The following is a 16728-nucleotide window of genomic DNA, read 5'->3' as shown; positions in this document are numbered from 1 at the left end:
AAGGTTCCAAGACGGCGATATCAGTTTGAAATCTCGCCCACTGGAAATGGTAGCGCCGGGCAACCGGCATAACTCAACGATAATTTTTACGGGAGTGAGACATGTTTAAGAAGGGTATGCGCGTTCTTTTTGCTGCTGCTGCAGCATTGCCGCTTATCGCCAGCACCGCATGGGCTGAAGGTCTGATCTCAATCGTGGTCAACGATCCTTCCAACCCATACTGGTACACTGAAGGTGAAATCGCCAAGAAAACCGCTGAAGGCCTCGGTTATTCGGCTGTGGTTGGCGGCCATAAGGGCGACACTAACACCGAAAGCAACCTTATCGATACAGCCATCACCAACAAGTCGGTCGCAATCATTCTCGATCCGGCAAATGCTGACGGTTCGGTTGGCGCAGTCAAGCGTGCTGTTGCAGCTGGTATTCCAGTGTTCCTCGTAAACGCTGAAATCAACCAGGAAGGCCTTGCCAAGGCACAGCTCGTTTCCAACAACGCACAGGGCGCAGCACTTGGTGCAACGCAGTGGGTTGAGAGCGTTGGTGAAGAAGGCAAGTATGTTGAGTTGTTTGGTTCGCCGTCGGACAACAATGCTGCAACGCGTTCGAACGGCTATGAAACCGTTCTTTCGCAGTATCCAGACCTCGTAAAGGCTGGTCAGGACGTTGCGAACTGGAACCGTACGCAGGGTCACGACAAGATGCAGGCTTTGCTTCAGGCAAACCCAGACATCATCGGCGTTATCTCGGGTAACGACGAAATGGCTCTCGGTGCAATTGCTGCTCTGAAGAAGGCTGGCAAGCTCGATAAGGTTAAGGTTGGTGGTTTTGACGGTTCGCCAGACGCCGTTGCCGCGATCAAGGCTGGTGAACTTCAGTACACCGTTCTGCAGCCCGTTGCGATCTTCTCGGAAGCTGCTGTCAAGCAGGCCGACACCTTCATCAAGACCGGCAAGACCGGTGTTGATCAGGAAAAGCAGCTCTTCGATTGCTTCCTGATCACCAAGGACAATGTTGACAAGTACACTGCTCCGTTCGTTCTCGAACAGTAAGAACTGTGTGGATGGGGCGCGGATCTAATTCCGTGCCCCATCCAATTTTTCGTACTGATGCTATGAATCGGAACCGGTCAATAAATTGAGCGGGCTGGGGGCGAGTGATAGGCATGGTTACAAGCAATAAAGCAAGCATTGAAAACCTGATGACGGAGCAGGTGCCGAACGATAGTCGGCATGCACGTCAATTGGTTCGCCGCCAGCAAATTGCTGAAATGATTATGTCCGAAGGATCGGTAAGGATCGAGGATCTCACCGAGCGTTTCGGCATCAGTCTGATGACTGCCCACAGAGATGTTGATGAACTCGTCAGTCGCGGTCTGTTTCGCAAGGCGCGCGGTATTGTTTCCGCAGCACCCACAAGCCTCATTGAAGCGAGCGATCTTTATCGCGTCGCACGCCAGTCCGAAGAGAAGAAGCTGATCGCGGAAGCTGCGATGCAGTTTGTAGAGCCAGGGCAGGCGATTTTCTTCGATGATTCTACAACCGTTCTCCAGATGGTCCCCTATCTTCCGGGCAAGGGGCCGCTGACCGTCATCACCAATTCGCTGATCCTGATGAATGAAGTGCGCGATATGAAAGATGTCACGCTGCTTGGTCTCGGTGGACAGCTTTATAACTGGTGCAATGCCTTTGTCGGTGGCATGACGATCCATGAAATCCGTCGCCTGCGGGCCGATGTGGCGTTCATTTCGATTGCTGCCATTACCGATGATCTGTTGTTTCACCAGTCGCCGGAAATGGTCGAAACCAAACGCGCCATGCTTGATTGCGCTGCAAAGCGCGTGCTGCTTGTCGATCACTCAAAGTTTGAGCGCCGGGCACTGCATAATTTCGGCGCGCTTAATGATTTCGATGTTGTCATTGTCGATGACAAGACTCCGCATGAACATATCGAACGCATGCAGTCGCAGAACATCAATGTGGTTATCGCCAGTTCTGGCGGAACAAGAGAATAAAGCCCAGTACTTCATCGCATACATATCAGGAAATACGATCCATGCCGTCTCTGTTGGGAATTGATAGCGGACTGACCGTCACCAAGGCCGTAATATTCGACGTTGATGGAACGACGCTTGCCGTTGCCCGCCGCCGCGTCGCGCAATCCTTCCCACGCCCACGCCATGTTGAACGCGACATGGATGAATTCTGGAATGCGACTGCGGATGCAATTGTCGAAGCACTCGCAAAAAGCGGACGCCCTGCATCTGATATTCTAGCCATTGCCACCACCGCCCATGGTGACGGCATCTACATGCTCGATAAAGATCGCCACCCGCTTGGTAAAGGCATTCTGTCGCTGGATAGCCGTGCCGTTGATGTGGCTGAGCGCTGGGTGAACAGCCCTGTCGCAGAACAGTCGATTGCGATCACCGGTCAGCTGCCGCACGCCTCTGCACCGTCCGCCATTCTGGCCTGGGTTAAGGAAAATGAGCCTGAACGCTATGGGCGCATCGGGCATGTGATTGCGTGTAAGGATTGGCTGCGTTTCTGCCTGACGGGCGAAGTCGGCACTGATCGCACCGAGGCATCGACGTCTTTCACTGATTACAAAACGCAAGACTATTCCAAAGACGCGCTCAAACTTTTCGACCTCGAAGCACTTTGGGATGCGCTGCCTCCAATGTCGCGCTCGGATGAAATCGTTGGAGGGGTCTCTCAGGAATGCGCGAGCCGAACCGGCCTTGCTGCTGGAACGCCCGTTGTTGGCGGCCTGCATGATGTGACGGCCTCGGCGCTCGGTGTTGGCGGTCTTAAGATTTGTACAGTTGCGGTCGTGGCTGGCACCTATTCGATCAATGAAACGCTGTCATCCAAGCCCAACGTCGATAAGAGCTGGTTCTGCCGCAATGGCATTGCACCGGGCGAATGGAACAACATGTCCATTTCGCCTGCTTCCACCGCAAATTACGACTGGTTTCTCGACAAGCTCTGCCCGGCGGAACGCCGTGAAGCTGAGGAAACTGGCCGCTCGATCCATGACATGCTGCGCCCCGAAATCGATGCCGCACTGGCCAAGCCTTCGACAGCGCTGTTCCATCCTTATCTGTTCGGCTCGCCTTACGGTGCCATGGCGAGTGGTGCGTTCTTCGGTCTTCGCGGTTGGCAGGAACGTGGTGATATGCTGCGCGCAGTCTGGGAGGGCATTGCCTTTAATCACCGCATCCACGTTGATCATCTGAAAGACGGCTTTGAAATTTCTGCAGCGCGCCTGACCGGCGGCGTTTCGCGCAGCCCATCATTCGCGCAGATGTTTGCGAATGTTTTGGGTATGCCGGTCACAGTGACCGATACGGATGAAGCGGCAGCATGGGGCGCCGCACTTTGTGCGGGCAAGGGTGCAGGTGTTTTCTCTGATGTTTACAGCGACCCGCGCGATCTTGATGCGATTGGCCGAACTTATGTTCCGGATGCCGCACGCAGCGAGCAATATGGAAAGCGTTATGCGCTGTTCAGGGAAATCGCCTCTGCGATGGGGCCGATCTGGCCGAAAATTGACGCGCTTACTGATTGAAATACAGCGAAGACAGTGAAATGAACGATTTCGTAAACAGTGCCCACATGAAGAACCGCATCAGCCAGCTCGAAACGGATGGTGTCGACGTGCTCATCCTTGGTGCGGGCATCAACGGCGCGGGCCTTTATCGCGATCTGAGCGAACAGGGCGTAAGCTGTTTCATCGTCGATAAGGGCGACTTTGGTTCCGGCACGAGTGCTGCCCCGTCACGCCTCATTCACGGCGGTCTCAAATATCTCGAAACCGGTGAATTTGGTCTCGTGGCGCAATCAACCGTTGAGCGTAATATCCTGCTCAAAAACGCGCCGCATAATGTCCAGCCGCTGCCGACCTTCATTCCGGTCTTTTCGTGGACCAAGGGTATTACCGCAGCGCTTCGTACCTTGTTCGGCTCAACGACAGCCCCGCGCAGCCGTGGCGCAGTTCTCATCAAGATCGGCCTTGGTCTTTATGATTATTTTGGTGCGCGTGAACGTGTCATGCCAAAACACAATTTTCTCTTCAAGAAGAAAGCCTTGAAGGAAATGCCTTATATGACGCCGTCTATCGTGGCGGGTGGCATTTATTATGACGCATGGGTTAGCAAGCCGGAACGTCTGGTTTATGAGCTTGTCAGCGATGGTTTGAAGGCTAACCCGAAAAGTGCAGCAGCCAATTTCACGGCAATTGTTGCAGCCAACGACGGCGCAGTAAGCTTTGAAGGGCCGGATGGCGCGACTTTCTCGGTTAAGCCGAAGATCGTTATCAATGCGGCTGGTCCGTGGATTGATCATGTCAATGCGGCGCTTGGTAAAGAAACCAAGATGATTGGCGGCACCAAAGGTTCGCACATCCTTGTTGACCACCCTGAGCTGGTAAAGAGCCTCAAGGGCCGTATGATCTATTTCGAGGCGGATGATGGCCGTATCTGCCTTGTCTATGATTATCATGGTCTGGCGCTGGTCGGCTCTACCGATATTCCGGCAAACAATCCGGACGAGGTTTTTGCCGAAGACAAGGAAATCGATTATTTCATCGAAAGCCTGCGCTCGCTGCTGCCAAAGCTGAAGTTTGACCGCAGTCAGATCGTTTACACCTATAGCGGCATTCGTCCGCTGCCCGCCTCCAATGCGTCGGAACCGGGGCTGATCAGCCGTGACCATTCCGCACCGGTTATTGAGCCGGATGCAGGGCGTCCGTTCGCGATTATTTCGCTTGTTGGCGGCAAGTGGACCACGTTCCGTGGTTTTGCGGAAGAAGTAGCCGATACGGTGCTCAAGCGCTTTGGCCGGGAGCGTGTTAAATCAACCCGTAATCTGACCATCGGCGGCGGCAAGGATTACCCGGCGGACGATCGTGCACGCGCTGCATGGGTGGCGAAACATGCTAAGGAAACCGGGCTTGCTGCTGAACGGGTCGAAACGCTTTTGCAGCGTTATGGCACGACGGCCCTGCCGATCATTCAGGACGAAGCCCAAGTCGGTGTTACACTTTTGCCCGATACGGACAGCATAAGCCGTGCAGAAATTGCGTGGATCGCGCGCAATGAGCTGGTGGTGCACCTCTCTGACGTTGTTCTGCGACGTACAACACTGGCAATTGACGGCGCATTGTCGAATGCCAATCTCGCGGCAATTGCTGATATTCTTGGCGTCGAGTTTGGCTGGGATGCTGCGCGCAAGGCGCAGGAGCTTGAGCTTGTTATTGCTGAGCTTTCAAAACGTCACGGTATGAAACTTGGCGAGCAGCCAGCGAAACGCCGCTAAAGCTCTCAAATTTATTTGATAAAACGCCGGTCAATAGATCGGCGTTTTGCACTTTCTTTGCAATGTCGCGGCGCTATCTTATGCACGGACAGGAGAATGCTATGGAAATCAAAAGAAATGGATCTGCGCCATCAGGTGTTGGTCCTGCAGACTGGTTCACGGGCAAGGTTCGCATTGACCCGTTGTTTTCGCCCAATGAAGCGCGGCGCGCTGCAGCCGCTACCGTGACATTCGAACCGGGTGCCCGGACCGCTTGGCACACCCATCCACTGGGCCAGACACTGATTGTGACCTTTGGACTTGGTCTTGTTCAGCGCGAAGGCGGCCCGATTGAAGAAATCCGCCCCGGCGATGTCGTCTGGTTTGAGCCAAATGAAAAGCATTGGCATGGTGCGTCACCAAAAAATGCGATGACCCATATTGCCATTCAGGAGCAGCTTGACGGTAAAGTCGTCGATTGGATGGAGCATGTGACGGACGCTCAATATCCGAGTGTCTAAATGAAAAAAAACGGGCCATTGGCCCGTTTTTTAGCTCATGCTCAACTGAACGCCATAAGGTGGCAAGCTTATTGTCTTGCCACCTGCAATGACCACATCCTGTTCATGTGGTGTAATATTGACCAGCCAGATCTTCTCTTCTACTGCCATTGCCAGAACGTCCGATGGACGCGAAGACTGGCACAGCCTGAAGCTTTTCCCGGCAAGCTGTGCAAGCACTTTTACAGCGTTGAACAAAGGACGCTTGTTACCGATAGCAACCGGTTCATTCTCATCCGCAATGAGTCCGAAAGGGCCGGTGAGGGCTGAAAGCGTAAGGCTGTCGAGACCAGCATTCAGCACCGATATGGCATAGGCCAATGCGAAGCTTTCCGCGAATTTTCCATTATGGCGCGGATCGCGATTGGCCATCGCAATGCGCTTGCCATTCGGGTTTTCCATCGTTCGGCTGCCATAAGGATTCTGGCGCATGGGGATGGTAGACGGCCCGATGCGATAGGGCTTGTCGCCATAGACTGCTCGCACCGAACGGGTAATGAAAGGCAGCGCCTCCAGTGTTTGCATGACGCTTAGATCATCGGCGGCATGAACAATCGGATTGGTGCAATGGGTGACGAAATCAACAAGCTCGCCCGGAACGCGCTTGCGATTAAGCTCGGTGAAATAGCTCAGCATTCCGCCGCCAAGCCGCACATTCGGGAAGGCTGCTCTTGCTGCCGCATAGACATCTTCAAGCGGTGGGCAGGGTGGCCATTCGCTGCCGGGCGGTGTGGACTGCCGGTCTATAGCCGGTGAAACAATGATTGAATCCGGGGTAAAACCAGCCGTCTTCATGTCAGAAGCGATGGTCTTCGTCTCATCAATGAGCGGCTTCTCGCAAGGCAATGCAATTTCGAGCGAAACGCGCCCACTATGCTTCGCAGCCAAGGCTGCAAAATCGGCAAAGGCTGAACTTTTGTGCCCTGCGAGTGGATCGTAATGAAATAACAGATCCTGCGGGCCAATTTCCTGCAACAGATCAATTGCGGTAAGGCTTGCTTTGGCTTCTTCCGGTGTGATGATAATGCCGATATTCGGCATTCTGCCGCTCGTGTCACCAAGCGTGATGCTCACCGGCTCTGCATACCGGGTGTTATTTGATGTCGCTGCGCGGGTGTCGGAAATGTTGAGTACGATGCGCTGATGCTGTGGTTTCTTGGCTTCGATCTGGTAAGGCCATGGCAAAGCCAGCGGACGTACATAGGTCTTGTAAGATGCATCCGACCAGTTGCGCTGATCCTCCATCTCAAAGGTATCGCCTTCCATGCGGCATTCGGCCGTAACGTTGGGCATGGCCTCATGGGTGATCGCACGCATGTCCTTGAAAGGCTGCCATGGCTCAATCAGATAGGGCAGCTGTGTTCTATTGAGTGTGCCATCGACATGCTCGACAGTTACAGGCGAACCGGCAACGCCGACGATTGGATGCAGGATGCAAAAGCCGCAACGGTTGGTTTCAAAGCCTGTCGTTGTATTCGCTACGGCGTCGAAAGTGAGCGTACCGCCACTCTCTGCCTGAATACGGACATCAATGGTGAGTTGGGTCGCATCCGGGCCTTCGCAACGTGCCTGATAGGTGACGATGAAACCGCTGTCGCTTTGCTCGACGTTCAGATCATGGATTTGCGGGTTATAGGTTCCCCAGTCGCGATCCCGCACGAGATAGGAGACAGCGCGCAGAACTTCGACACCGTCGTAAGTGATGGTGCGAAGATTGCCGTCGCTCAAATCCAGGCTAAGCAAGCCTGCTTTCAGATGCGTCGGTCGAGCTTCAGCTTCACGCGTTCCATAGAGCAGGAAAGGATCGACGTTGCTCATTTGAGCAACGCCGTAATGTCGACGCGGTTGCCGCTTGCGGCACTGTCATAGGCGGCTTCGACAAGCGCGAAAGTCTTGAGATTATCCGCACCCGATGTCGAGGTTTCTTCGCGAGTTTCCAGCTTGTCCACCCAATGCTGCTGAATGGCAAAAACGCTTTCCTGAATATTGTGCCATGGACGTGTGGCCCATGAGAGCAGTTTTGGTGAAACGTCGGAAACCGTGGTGCCGTTCGGCGTAATCACTTCAAGGCGATAACCCTGATAAAGACGGATAGAGCCTTCGGTGCCATCAATTTCAACGAGTGTTTCCGGGAAAGGATCGGTTTGGAGCTTGGTGGCGTAGCTTACGTCGACAATGGAAGTCGCACCATTTTCATGGTCCATGAGAATGGTTGCTACATCTTCGCCCTTGATCTTCGGGTTCACACGCTTGGTGCGTGCGACAAGGCTCGTGACATCGCCCAGAATGAAGCGTGCAATATCAAGTGTATGAATGCCTAAATCTTCTATGATGAAGCGTTCGCCTTCCGCAAGATAAGGCTGGCCGGAGAAAACATCAAAGCCCGAGCGGAAGGAGAAACGTCCCCAGAACGGTGTGCCGATGACGCCGCTGTCGAGCGCTTTACGCACGGCCTGAATAGGTGTCTGCCAGCGGAAGTTTTCATGCACCATGAGCGGAATGCCTGCTTCATCGCAGACCTTCACCATGGCCTTTGCATCATCAAGCGTCTTGGCAAAGGGCTTCTGGCAGATTGCTGGCACCTTGTGGGCGGCGGCAAGTTCCACCAGAGCGCGGTGGCTTGAAACCGTGGTGGCGATATCGACAAAGTCGATGCCGCCATCTGCAAACAGCGCCTCAGCATCTGTGTAGCGGCGTTCGATGCCGAACTGGTCGCCGACAATCTTCAACCGCTCAGGATCACGGTCGCAGATCGCCACAATTTTGGCACCCGAAACGTCATTCCATGCATGCATCTGGTTGATTGCGAAGAAACCGCAGCCGATCAGAGCGCCATTCAATTCCGCCATTTACTGAGCCTTTATCCTGCTTTTGCCATTTGCATAAGTGTAACGCGCTGCTGGAGGCGGCGCTGTGCCTGATCGACCACCACGGCAATGATGATGACAAGGCCCTTGATGACCATCTGCCAGAAGGACGATACGCCCATCATGACCAGACCGTCGGAGAGAATACCGATGACGAATGCACCGATGATTGTGCCGCCAATGGTGCCGCGTCCGCCTGACATCGAAGTGCCGCCGAGAACGGCTGCCGCAATGGCGTTCAGCTCGAACGAGTTACCCGTTGCCGGATGCGACGACATCAGTTCGGACGAGATGATAAGCCCGGCGATCGCAGCACAGAAGCCTGAAAACATGTAAACGAACATCTTTACGCGGTCGACGCGGATACCCGACATACGTGCCGCACGTTCATTGCCGCCGACTGCGAAAATCTGCCGCCCAAGCGGCGTGTATCGCGCGATATAGGCTGCGGCCAATGCGACGACGATCAGAATCCAGATCGAGACCGGAAGACCGAGAATGCTGCCTGATCCAAGGAAGGCGAAGCCTGTTGTGCCCAGGTCTTCACGGCCTACAAGGTTCGGGAAGGTCTGGCCGTCCGAGGACAGAAGAGCCAGACCGCGTGCCACATAAAGCGTGCCGAGTGTCGCGATGAAGGGCGCGACATTCAATTTGGTTATCAATAGCCCGTTTATGAAGCCGACTGCGACACCCACAGCCAGTGTGATCAGCGAGATTTCGATGATGTTGAAATAGATCGTGTAGCCGATGCCAAGATCGATCCCGTAGATCAGAAGACCGCCGGCAACCATGCCGCAAAGCCCGACAATGGAGCCGACGGAAAGGTCGATGCCGCCTGTGATGATGACGAAGGTCATGCCCATTGCAAGAAATGCGTTAAGTGCAACGTGCTTCGACATCAGGATCAGGTTGGCGGCTGAAAGGAAGTTTGGTGCTGCGAATGAGAAGAAGATGAACACCGCAAAAAGCGCGATGAAGGTTCTCAGTTTCATCAGCGTCAGCAGGGCCGAGCCGCTGTTAAAGGTTGAGTCAGTGGCGGCCGTCGTCGTGTTGGCTGTCATGACGCGAGTTCCCTTGTTTGTTTGTTGTGGTCGTTGTCATGTGTGTGCCCGTGGCCTTTGGCTGAAGCGGCAACAATGTCGGCTTCCGTCGCTTTATCGCGGTCGAATATGGCAATCAGCTTCCCATTGCTGAGCACCGCGATGCGATCGGAGAGCGCCATGACTTCTTCCAGATCAGAGGTTGAAAAGAGAATGGAAAGACCTTCGGCAGCAAGCCTGCGCATGGTGCGGAAGACATCGGCCTTGGCACCGACATCGATGCCGCGCGATGGCTCATCCATCAGAAGAACTTTTGGGTTGGTCATCAGCGCCTTGCCGATGACGACCTTTTGCTGATTGCCGCCTGACATCGAAGTGACTTCGAATTCCGGGTTCGGCGCCTTGATCGAAAGGTCTTTGATCGCCTGTTGAATGGCCTGTTTTTCACGCTTGGGCGTGATGTGGAAGAAGCGCGCCAGACGATCGAGACTTGCCAGTGTCAAATTGCTGGCAATCGACAAGATCTGTACCAGACCTTCGCGCTGACGATCTTCCGGTATGAGGGCAAGGCCGCGCCGGATGCGACGGGTCGTATCGCGTTCCTTCACTTCCTCGCCATCGATATAGATATGGCCGGTGGAGTGCCCATGCTGGCCCATCACACATTCGAAAAACTCAGAGCGCCCCGCGCCCATAAGGCCGTAAATGCCCAGAACTTCGCCCGCGCGTACGGTCAGGGAGACGTCATCAACCGCAAGCCCGCCGATAGCCCGGGGCAGGGTGATGTTTTCAGCACGAAACCGTTCTGCACCGATCTTGTGGGTCACAGGCTTGGCAAAGTCCTTGGCATCGGAACCGATCATCGAACGCACAATCCATTGCGTGTCGATATTTTTGATCCCTTCCTGGCCGGTGATTTTTCCGTCGCGCAGAACCGTGATGTAATCGCCAATTCGCATCAGTTCTTCAAGACGATGCGAAATATAGACGATTGCCACGCCCTTCTTTTTCAGCTCGGCGATCACCTTGAACAGAATATCGACTTCGGCTGCAGAAAGGGCCGATGTCGGTTCATCCATGATGACGATGCGTGCATCGAGCGAAATGGCCTTGGCGATTTCGACAAGCTGCTGCTGACCGATCGGCAGATCGGCGACGAGCGTAGTTGCACTGATGCCTGCGTCAAGACGGTCGAGATATTCGTTGGCCTTGACGATCTGCGCCTTGTGATCAATGCCACGCAAACCGCGCGTGATCTCGCGTGTGGCAAAGATGTTCTCTGCCACCGTCATGTTTGAAAACAGGTTCAGTTCCTGAAAGATCATCGCAATGCCGCGCTTCTGCGCGTCGGCAGGGCTGTCGAATGACACTTCCTCGCCATCGAGAATAATCTTCCCCATGGTCGGACGCTCAACGCCCGCGATGATTTTCATCAGCGTTGACTTGCCAGCACCGTTTTCGCCGACAAGCACATTGACCGAACCACGGCGCAATTCAAGATTGGCGCGCTTGACCGCAACAATGCCCGAATAGACCTTGGAAACATCCTCAAGCTTGAGGACGATATCGTTTTTCTCGTTCAATTCCGTCTCCATGGCTTATTTCTCCAGAGAGATGGAAACAGGCGTCACAAGAGGAAGCTGGCCCTTCGATGGCAACGGAAAAGCACCTTCGGCCTTCACCTTCATGCCAACGAGTTCTTCGCGTGGCAGCTTGGACAATACGTCATCGTTGACGCGGGTGTTGAACGCCTTGCCAAATTGCGCCCAGTCGATCTGATTGCGGAACTCGTTAAAATTCACAAAGGACAGGCCGTCACGGATTGCGCTGCCGCGAACGGTCGGCCCGATCTGCACGCGTGCATCGGCCTTGCCATCGCCATTGCTGTCGACATCGACATAGGCGGCACGTGACTTTGTTTCAGCGGCGACCACTGTGCCTTCAAGCTTGGCTGCGAAAGTCCAGGGGGCATTGCCCTGCTTTTCGCGATGACCGTATTTCGCTCCAGCCGCATCCGCATCTGCGTTTGCTGCCTGCATCACTTCATCGAGCGTTGCAGTTTTCTCGGCAAAAAACGGCTTAACTTTTGAATCCCATATGTCGGCAACAGAACGATCGGGATTGAAATTATCACCGCGTGCTTCTGCGGCTTCTTCTGCTGTCGGCGTCTTGATGATTTTGCAACCCGAAAGCGCGACACCGCAGGCCAGCAGGATAATGGAAGCTGACTTCAGCACTGACATGAATTTATCCTCAATATAGAAAATAGTGCCGGGAACACCCAAATTAGATTGGCGCTCCCGGCCAGGCAGTGCTTGATCAATCCTTCAAAGCGAAGGTTTCGAGCTTGTCTGCATTGTCAGGATTGATGAGGACGCAGTCCATCAGCTGCTTTTCTTCAGCAGGGCCCTTACCGGTCTTGATGAATTCGTCTGCCTGAACGACAGCCATCTGTGCCTGAGCATAGGCTGGCTGAAGAACCGTTGCCTTGATGCCACCGGCCTTGATGGAGTCGCGAACATCGTTGGAGCCGTCGAAGCCGACAACGATAACGTCCTTGCGACCTGCGGCTTCAAGCGCTGCCCATGCGCCCATGGCCATGGTGTCGTTGCCGGAAATCACGCCCTTAATGTCGGGATTTGCCTGCAGGATGCTCTGCATCTTGGAGAAGGCTTCAGTCTGGCTCCAGTTGGCAGACTGCTGCGCAACCATCTTCATGTCAGGATATTCATCGATGACGTCGTGATAACCCTTCGAACGAGTGCCTGCATTGAGATCGGATTCACGGCCGAGCAGCTCGACATAATTGCCAGCTTCGCCCATTAGCTTCACGAATTCTTCCGCACCAAGCTGTGCGCCCTGATAGTTGTTGGAAACAATCTGCGACACTGCAACACCGGAGGCGTTGATTTCACGGTCGATCAGGAATGAAGGGACTTTGGCATCCTTGGCCTTCTGAACGGCGGCAATCGATGCTTCCGAGCCAGCATTGTCGAGAATGATTGCCTTTGCGCCACGACCGATGGCCGTATCGACAAGCTGTGACTGTTTGGTTGGGTCGTCGTCATGTTGAAGGATCAGTGTTTCGTAGCCGAGTTCCTTGGCTTTGGCTTCAGCACCCACGGCTTCAGCTTTGTAGAATGGATTGTCGTGCGATGGCGTGATGATCGCGATCAGATCAGCGGCCCATGCTGGCATGACAACACCGCCTGCCAATGTTGCCGAGACTGCTGCAATCGCAAAACCGCGCGCAATTGTCCTGCGTGTAAACTTCATATTTTCCTCCCAAATCAAGCCCCGTTTCCCAAGAGGCGGTAAAAAGGGGAAGGCGCATTGCGCCCTCCCGGATAACGTCACGTAATGCGACGGATGCTTTCTGCGATTTCTTCCGGTTCGAAAACGTTCTTCCAGTCGTCGCGCATCAGCGCAGGAATGCCGAATTCGATTGCCTTGTTGCAGGCATCGGAGAATACGCCCTGGACTTCGCCAAAGATGACGGCGCCGAGAACATTCATGTGGCCGAGCAGGAAGTCGCGCGCTGCTTCTTCAGGAACGCCGCGACGAACAGTTTCATCCATGGCCTGCTTCATGACAACGAGAAGCGAAGCTGCAACGGTTTCCGAAAGACCCGGCTCGAGGATTGCGAGCTGCTCAACGGTTACGCGATGCGAGCGCATCACTGGTGCCCAGATGACCTTGGCGATTTCTTCGCCCAGTGCATAAGCTTCTTCCGGACCCTGCATCAGAGCCGAAACGATGTGCTGCTTTGCAAACAGACCGCCGAAGTGGTCCTTCTTTGCTTGCATATCCGTTTCGTCGTTGAAGATCGGCGGATGGCAAGGATGGGTCACGAAATAGGTGAGGTCTGCACGTTCTGGCAGATGGCCGGCAAATGGCGCGGCTGCGTCGAGTGCAACAACCATCGTGCCCGGCTTCAGCTTGTCAACGATGGATGAAGCAACTTTACCGATGATGGTATCCGGCACAGCCAGAATGACGACTTCCGCGCCTTCAAGACCCGCATCAACATCGACTGTATCGATGCCGAGGTCGTTCTTCAGGCGTGCCTTGCCTGCGTCGCTGACTTCAATGTGACGGACGTCAAAGCGCGAACCTTTGAGGTTCTTGGCCAGACGGTAGCCCATCTTGCCGCCCGCTCCGAACAAAGCGATAGCTGTCATGATTGTAGTTCCTTCCCAGACTTTTGGTAGCGCAACTGGTATAACCAGTCAATGAGTATTCCAGATTCAAGCGGTCAGGCCGTCGCGAATCTGACTGAAATAACCGTCAGAACCGACCTGACCACCCTTGAGGGCAATCTGGAGGCCGTTGGTGGCGGCGTGAGCGCCGTGCGCCGTGCAAAGCGGCGACCCCGGTGTTTGTGGAAGCGGCAAAAGCGTGGTGAGTGCATCGACATGCAATTCACGCAATGCGTGGCTCGAAGTGTCGCCGCCTGCAATGACGGCGCGGGTAAGCCTTTCGCGCTCGACAAGGCTGCGGAGGATGAAGCCGAGGCTGCGGGCCAGCTTGTGGCGGCTGCCTGCAATCTTGTCGATTTCGGTGCCTCGGTCAGCCGAAGGGCCGAGGGCGGTGTTGAGGATCACACTGTTGCCCTGCTGAAGCGCCTTCTGACCGTCAGCAATGGCAGCTTCGATTGCCTGATTGCCATTCTCACCCAGAAGATCGAGCGGGTTGAGATCAATGCCGGTAAAGCCTGATGCCGTTGCATGACGAATCTGACGTTCTGTCGTCGGTGAGACGCTTCCTGAAACGACCGCAATGCGGTCAGCCTTGCCCGGAAGTGGAAACTCTTTTTTCGCACTGATCAGTCCGGCCTTGGCCCATGCTACGAGAAGTGCGTATTCGACACCGGACGAGCCTGCAACGAACCAACCCGCATCAGGACGCAGACGCCAAAGCTGTTCACCTGCCTGTAACTGGCTTTCATGGCTGTCGACGTCGAACAGCAACATGCCGTCCGCATTTTTGACAATGGCGTTTATGTGGTCATTTGCGTCTGCGGCTGAAAGCGCTACGAGATCAGCAAGTACCGTTTTCAGTGCGGTCTGCTTTGCCAGATGCACGCGCAGGTCTGCTTCATGCATGGGCGTGACCGGATGGCGGCTCATGACGGGGTGGCGGTCGATACGATAGGTTTCGCCCTGATAGGCGGCAAAGAGATTGCCGAAAGATGTGTAACGCTTTAGCTGCGGCGCACCGACAATCAACGGTACATAGGCCTGATCGAAGATTGCTTTGCCGATTTCCACGGCCTTGCCAATATTGCCGACATGTGGTGCGGAATCGAATGTCGAGCAGACTTTGTAATGCGCAATTGCAGCATTCAGGCTTTTGAGCCAGTTGAACGCAGGCGTGAGATTTTCCTGCATCCATTCCGGCGTTTCACTGCGGCTGGTGCCTGCAAGACCGATAGCCTTGCAGTGCGAAAAGCGTGAAAGAAGCTCTTCATCCGGCACATTCATGAACAGCACAGTGTCGACGCCATTGGATGCCATGGCTTCCATAACATCGGTCGAGCCGGTCAGATCATCGCCGTAATAAGACAGCAGTAATTCGTTGGAAGCCTGTGACATTATTCGCCACCTTTCCCGAATTTTGCGAGCGAGGCTGCAAGTTCGGGGTGATCTGCGGCGTAAGTTTCAAGCGGGATACCCGCAACTGCTGCTTCCCATGCCTTTTGCACGGCGCGAACACCGGCTGCCGGGCCACCCGGATGGCTGACAATACCGCCGCCGCACAGATAAAGAAGGTCCGTCGTGCGGCCCGTGCGCTCATAGGTTTCCGGTGCCTGTCCACCCCATTGCCCGGAACCGGCCACAGGAAGCGGACAATCGGACGGATCAAACAGGGGGGTGCTGACAGCCTTGAACGAATTGACGAAGCTTTCGTCCGGCTCCCAATATTTCACGCGAATACCGTTGATCTGGAACTGATCGACGCCGAGCAGCCGCCAGAACTGCTGATAAACGCGGAAATCCATACCGGCGCCCGGATTGCGGGTCAGGATGTCCCAACCGTTGCGATGGGCATGAAGCACGAGGCCCGAGCGCTTGCGCAAGAAGCTCATGCCCCCAAAGCCAACCGAGTTGATGTTGACCACAGCGCAATTGCCGCCAGCTTTCAGTACCATGTCATGGTTGCGCATCATCTCGTCAGGATCGGCATGGGAGATACCGAAGGCATACATGACCTTCTTGCCGGTCTTCTGTTCGTGATCGAGAATACGTGGCATGATTGCCGCGATGCGCTCTTTAAGCGGCGAGTAGGCCGGGCTCATCAGTTTTTCATCGTCCTTGATGAAATCGACACCAGATTCGATCAGTTCGCCAACGAGTTCTGCTGTTTCATGCGGACGTAGGCCGAGCGCGGGCTTAACGATGGTGCCGATGATCGGACGCTTTTCAACGCCTGTCAGACGACGGCTTCCGGCAATGCCGAACTGTGGGCCGGGATGCGCGCTTTTGAAGGCTTCCGGCAGCTTCATGTCGACAACGCGGATGCCTGTCATGCCCTTGATCGAATAGACGCCGCCGACGGCAATCGTCATCAGTGCTGCAAGATCAGTACCGATTGCATCGAGCGGAAAGGCAATATCGACATCGGCGCGCTTGATCGGGCTGTGTCCGGGCTCAAGCTCCGGCCATGCAGGCATCGTTGCGTCTTCAAGCGGGCGAATCTCGAGCACACGTGCTGCAACCCGCGCCTTCAGTTCTTCCGTCTCACCCGGAACGGCGACGAAAGTGCCGGTCGACTGATCGCTCGCGATCTTGGCCGCCATCTGTTCGATGCTGCCGGTGGTCTCAATGCGATAGGTCAAACAGATGTTCATCGGAATTGTCGTCACTCACGGTTTTCGTTGCGCCTACAATAAGCGCATGGTGTTTGAGTGCGAACTGGTATAATGAGTATTCCAATATCTGCAAGCGGAAAATTGTTAACCGGTCGC

General features: G+C 54.8%; 14 protein-coding genes. 5 read left to right on the top strand and 9 right to left on the bottom strand.

What is annotated here, in order from left to right:
* Positions 1-101: 101 nt before the first annotated feature.
* The 5 genes from CEV33_RS11265 to CEV33_RS11245 all read left to right on the top strand — a co-directional run bounded on the left by CEV33_RS11265 (position 102) and on the right by CEV33_RS11245 (position 5815).
* A complete protein-coding gene (locus tag CEV33_RS11265) occupies positions 102-1049 on the top strand; it encodes a D-ribose ABC transporter substrate-binding protein (protein WP_007878309.1) in 948 nt (315 codons plus the stop codon).
* A 113-nt stretch (positions 1050-1162) separates the two neighbouring features.
* On the top strand, positions 1163-2011 hold the full coding sequence (locus CEV33_RS11260; RefSeq protein ID WP_094540578.1) for a DeoR/GlpR family DNA-binding transcription regulator: 849 nt from the start codon (positions 1163-1165) through the stop codon (positions 2009-2011).
* Positions 2012-2052: 41 nt separating this feature from the next.
* Entirely contained in the window at positions 2053-3567 is a 1515-nt protein-coding gene (locus CEV33_RS11255; protein WP_094540577.1) for an FGGY-family carbohydrate kinase, read from the top strand.
* Positions 3568-3587: 20 nt separating this feature from the next.
* Positions 3588-5315 (top strand): glycerol-3-phosphate dehydrogenase/oxidase, encoded by a 1728-nt coding sequence (locus tag CEV33_RS11250; protein WP_094540576.1) that lies wholly within the window; start codon positions 3588-3590, stop codon positions 5313-5315.
* A 101-nt stretch (positions 5316-5416) separates the two neighbouring features.
* Positions 5417-5815, top strand: coding sequence for a (R)-mandelonitrile lyase (locus CEV33_RS11245; RefSeq protein ID WP_094540575.1), 399 nt, complete (start codon positions 5417-5419; stop codon positions 5813-5815).
* Positions 5816-5845: 30 nt separating this feature from the next.
* Here CEV33_RS11245 and apnL read toward each other — a convergent pair whose 3' ends face one another.
* From apnL to oiaX, 9 genes are all read right to left on the bottom strand, one after another.
* Complete coding sequence (apnL, locus tag CEV33_RS11240) at positions 5846-7672, bottom strand: D-apionate lactonase (RefSeq protein ID WP_094540574.1); 1827 nt, start codon at positions 7670-7672, stop codon at positions 5846-5848.
* Complete coding sequence (locus tag CEV33_RS11235; RefSeq protein WP_094540573.1) at positions 7669-8703, bottom strand: Gfo/Idh/MocA family protein; 1035 nt, start codon at positions 8701-8703, stop codon at positions 7669-7671. The genes apnL and CEV33_RS11235 overlap by 4 nt, the downstream gene beginning before the upstream one ends.
* Positions 8704-8714: 11 nt before the next feature.
* Positions 8715-9782, bottom strand: coding sequence for an ABC transporter permease (locus CEV33_RS11230; RefSeq protein ID WP_010661025.1), 1068 nt, complete (start codon positions 9780-9782; stop codon positions 8715-8717).
* The gene (locus CEV33_RS11225; RefSeq protein WP_094540572.1) at positions 9779-11356 is read right to left on the bottom strand and encodes a sugar ABC transporter ATP-binding protein; all 1578 of its coding nucleotides are present in this window, start codon (positions 11354-11356) and stop codon (positions 9779-9781) included. The genes CEV33_RS11230 and CEV33_RS11225 overlap by 4 nt, the downstream gene beginning before the upstream one ends.
* Before the next feature lie 3 nt (positions 11357-11359).
* Positions 11360-12004, bottom strand: coding sequence for a DUF2291 family protein (locus CEV33_RS11220; protein WP_094540571.1), 645 nt, complete (start codon positions 12002-12004; stop codon positions 11360-11362).
* A 76-nt stretch (positions 12005-12080) separates the two neighbouring features.
* Positions 12081-13037, bottom strand: a complete 957-nt coding sequence (locus CEV33_RS11215) for a D-ribose ABC transporter substrate-binding protein (RefSeq protein ID WP_029927944.1) — start codon at positions 13035-13037, stop codon at positions 12081-12083.
* Between the two features lie 77 nt (positions 13038-13114).
* A complete protein-coding gene (locus CEV33_RS11210) occupies positions 13115-13942 on the bottom strand; it encodes a phosphogluconate dehydrogenase C-terminal domain-containing protein (protein ID WP_094540570.1) in 828 nt (275 codons plus the stop codon).
* 66 nt (positions 13943-14008) lie between these two features.
* Entirely contained in the window at positions 14009-15355 is a 1347-nt protein-coding gene (locus tag CEV33_RS11205; RefSeq protein ID WP_094540569.1) for a four-carbon acid sugar kinase family protein, read from the bottom strand.
* Positions 15355-16611 (bottom strand): 3-oxo-isoapionate-4-phosphate decarboxylase OiaX, encoded by a 1257-nt coding sequence (oiaX, locus tag CEV33_RS11200; RefSeq protein WP_094540568.1) that lies wholly within the window; start codon positions 16609-16611, stop codon positions 15355-15357. The genes CEV33_RS11205 and oiaX overlap by 1 nt, the downstream gene beginning before the upstream one ends.
* Positions 16612-16728: the final 117 nt, after the last annotated feature.

Source organism: Brucella grignonensis (assembly GCF_002252505.1).
Taxonomy (GTDB): domain Bacteria; phylum Pseudomonadota; class Alphaproteobacteria; order Rhizobiales; family Rhizobiaceae; genus Brucella; species Brucella grignonensis.
The sequence above is the reverse complement of the archived record's forward strand: the minus strand, read 5'-3'. Positions and strand labels throughout refer to the sequence as shown.

What these genes read in the sequence shown, in the direction of transcription:
- CEV33_RS11255 (WP_094540577.1), top strand. Translation starts at nt 2,053, where the DNA reads ATGCCGTCTCTGTTGGGAATTGATAGCGGACTGACCGTCACCAAGGCC.
- CEV33_RS11210 (WP_094540570.1), bottom strand. Translation starts at nt 13,942, where the DNA reads ATGACAGCTATCGCTTTGTTCGGAGCGGGCGGCAAGATGGGCTACCGT.
- oiaX (WP_094540568.1), bottom strand. Translation starts at nt 16,611, where the DNA reads ATGAACATCTGTTTGACCTATCGCATTGAGACCACCGGCAGCATCGAA.
- CEV33_RS11230 (WP_010661025.1), bottom strand. Translation starts at nt 9,782, where the DNA reads ATGACAGCCAACACGACGACGGCCGCCACTGACTCAACCTTTAACAGC.
- CEV33_RS11245 (WP_094540575.1), top strand. Translation starts at nt 5,417, where the DNA reads ATGGAAATCAAAAGAAATGGATCTGCGCCATCAGGTGTTGGTCCTGCA.
- CEV33_RS11215 (WP_029927944.1), bottom strand. Translation starts at nt 13,037, where the DNA reads ATGAAGTTTACACGCAGGACAATTGCGCGCGGTTTTGCGATTGCAGCA.
- CEV33_RS11250 (WP_094540576.1), top strand. Translation starts at nt 3,588, where the DNA reads ATGAACGATTTCGTAAACAGTGCCCACATGAAGAACCGCATCAGCCAG.
- CEV33_RS11235 (WP_094540573.1), bottom strand. Translation starts at nt 8,703, where the DNA reads ATGGCGGAATTGAATGGCGCTCTGATCGGCTGCGGTTTCTTCGCAATC.
- CEV33_RS11220 (WP_094540571.1), bottom strand. Translation starts at nt 12,004, where the DNA reads ATGTCAGTGCTGAAGTCAGCTTCCATTATCCTGCTGGCCTGCGGTGTC.
- CEV33_RS11205 (WP_094540569.1), bottom strand. Translation starts at nt 15,355, where the DNA reads ATGTCACAGGCTTCCAACGAATTACTGCTGTCTTATTACGGCGATGAT.
- apnL (WP_094540574.1), bottom strand. Translation starts at nt 7,672, where the DNA reads ATGAGCAACGTCGATCCTTTCCTGCTCTATGGAACGCGTGAAGCTGAA.
- CEV33_RS11225 (WP_094540572.1), bottom strand. Translation starts at nt 11,356, where the DNA reads ATGGAGACGGAATTGAACGAGAAAAACGATATCGTCCTCAAGCTTGAG.
- CEV33_RS11265 (WP_007878309.1), top strand. Translation starts at nt 102, where the DNA reads ATGTTTAAGAAGGGTATGCGCGTTCTTTTTGCTGCTGCTGCAGCATTG.
- CEV33_RS11260 (WP_094540578.1), top strand. Translation starts at nt 1,163, where the DNA reads ATGGTTACAAGCAATAAAGCAAGCATTGAAAACCTGATGACGGAGCAG.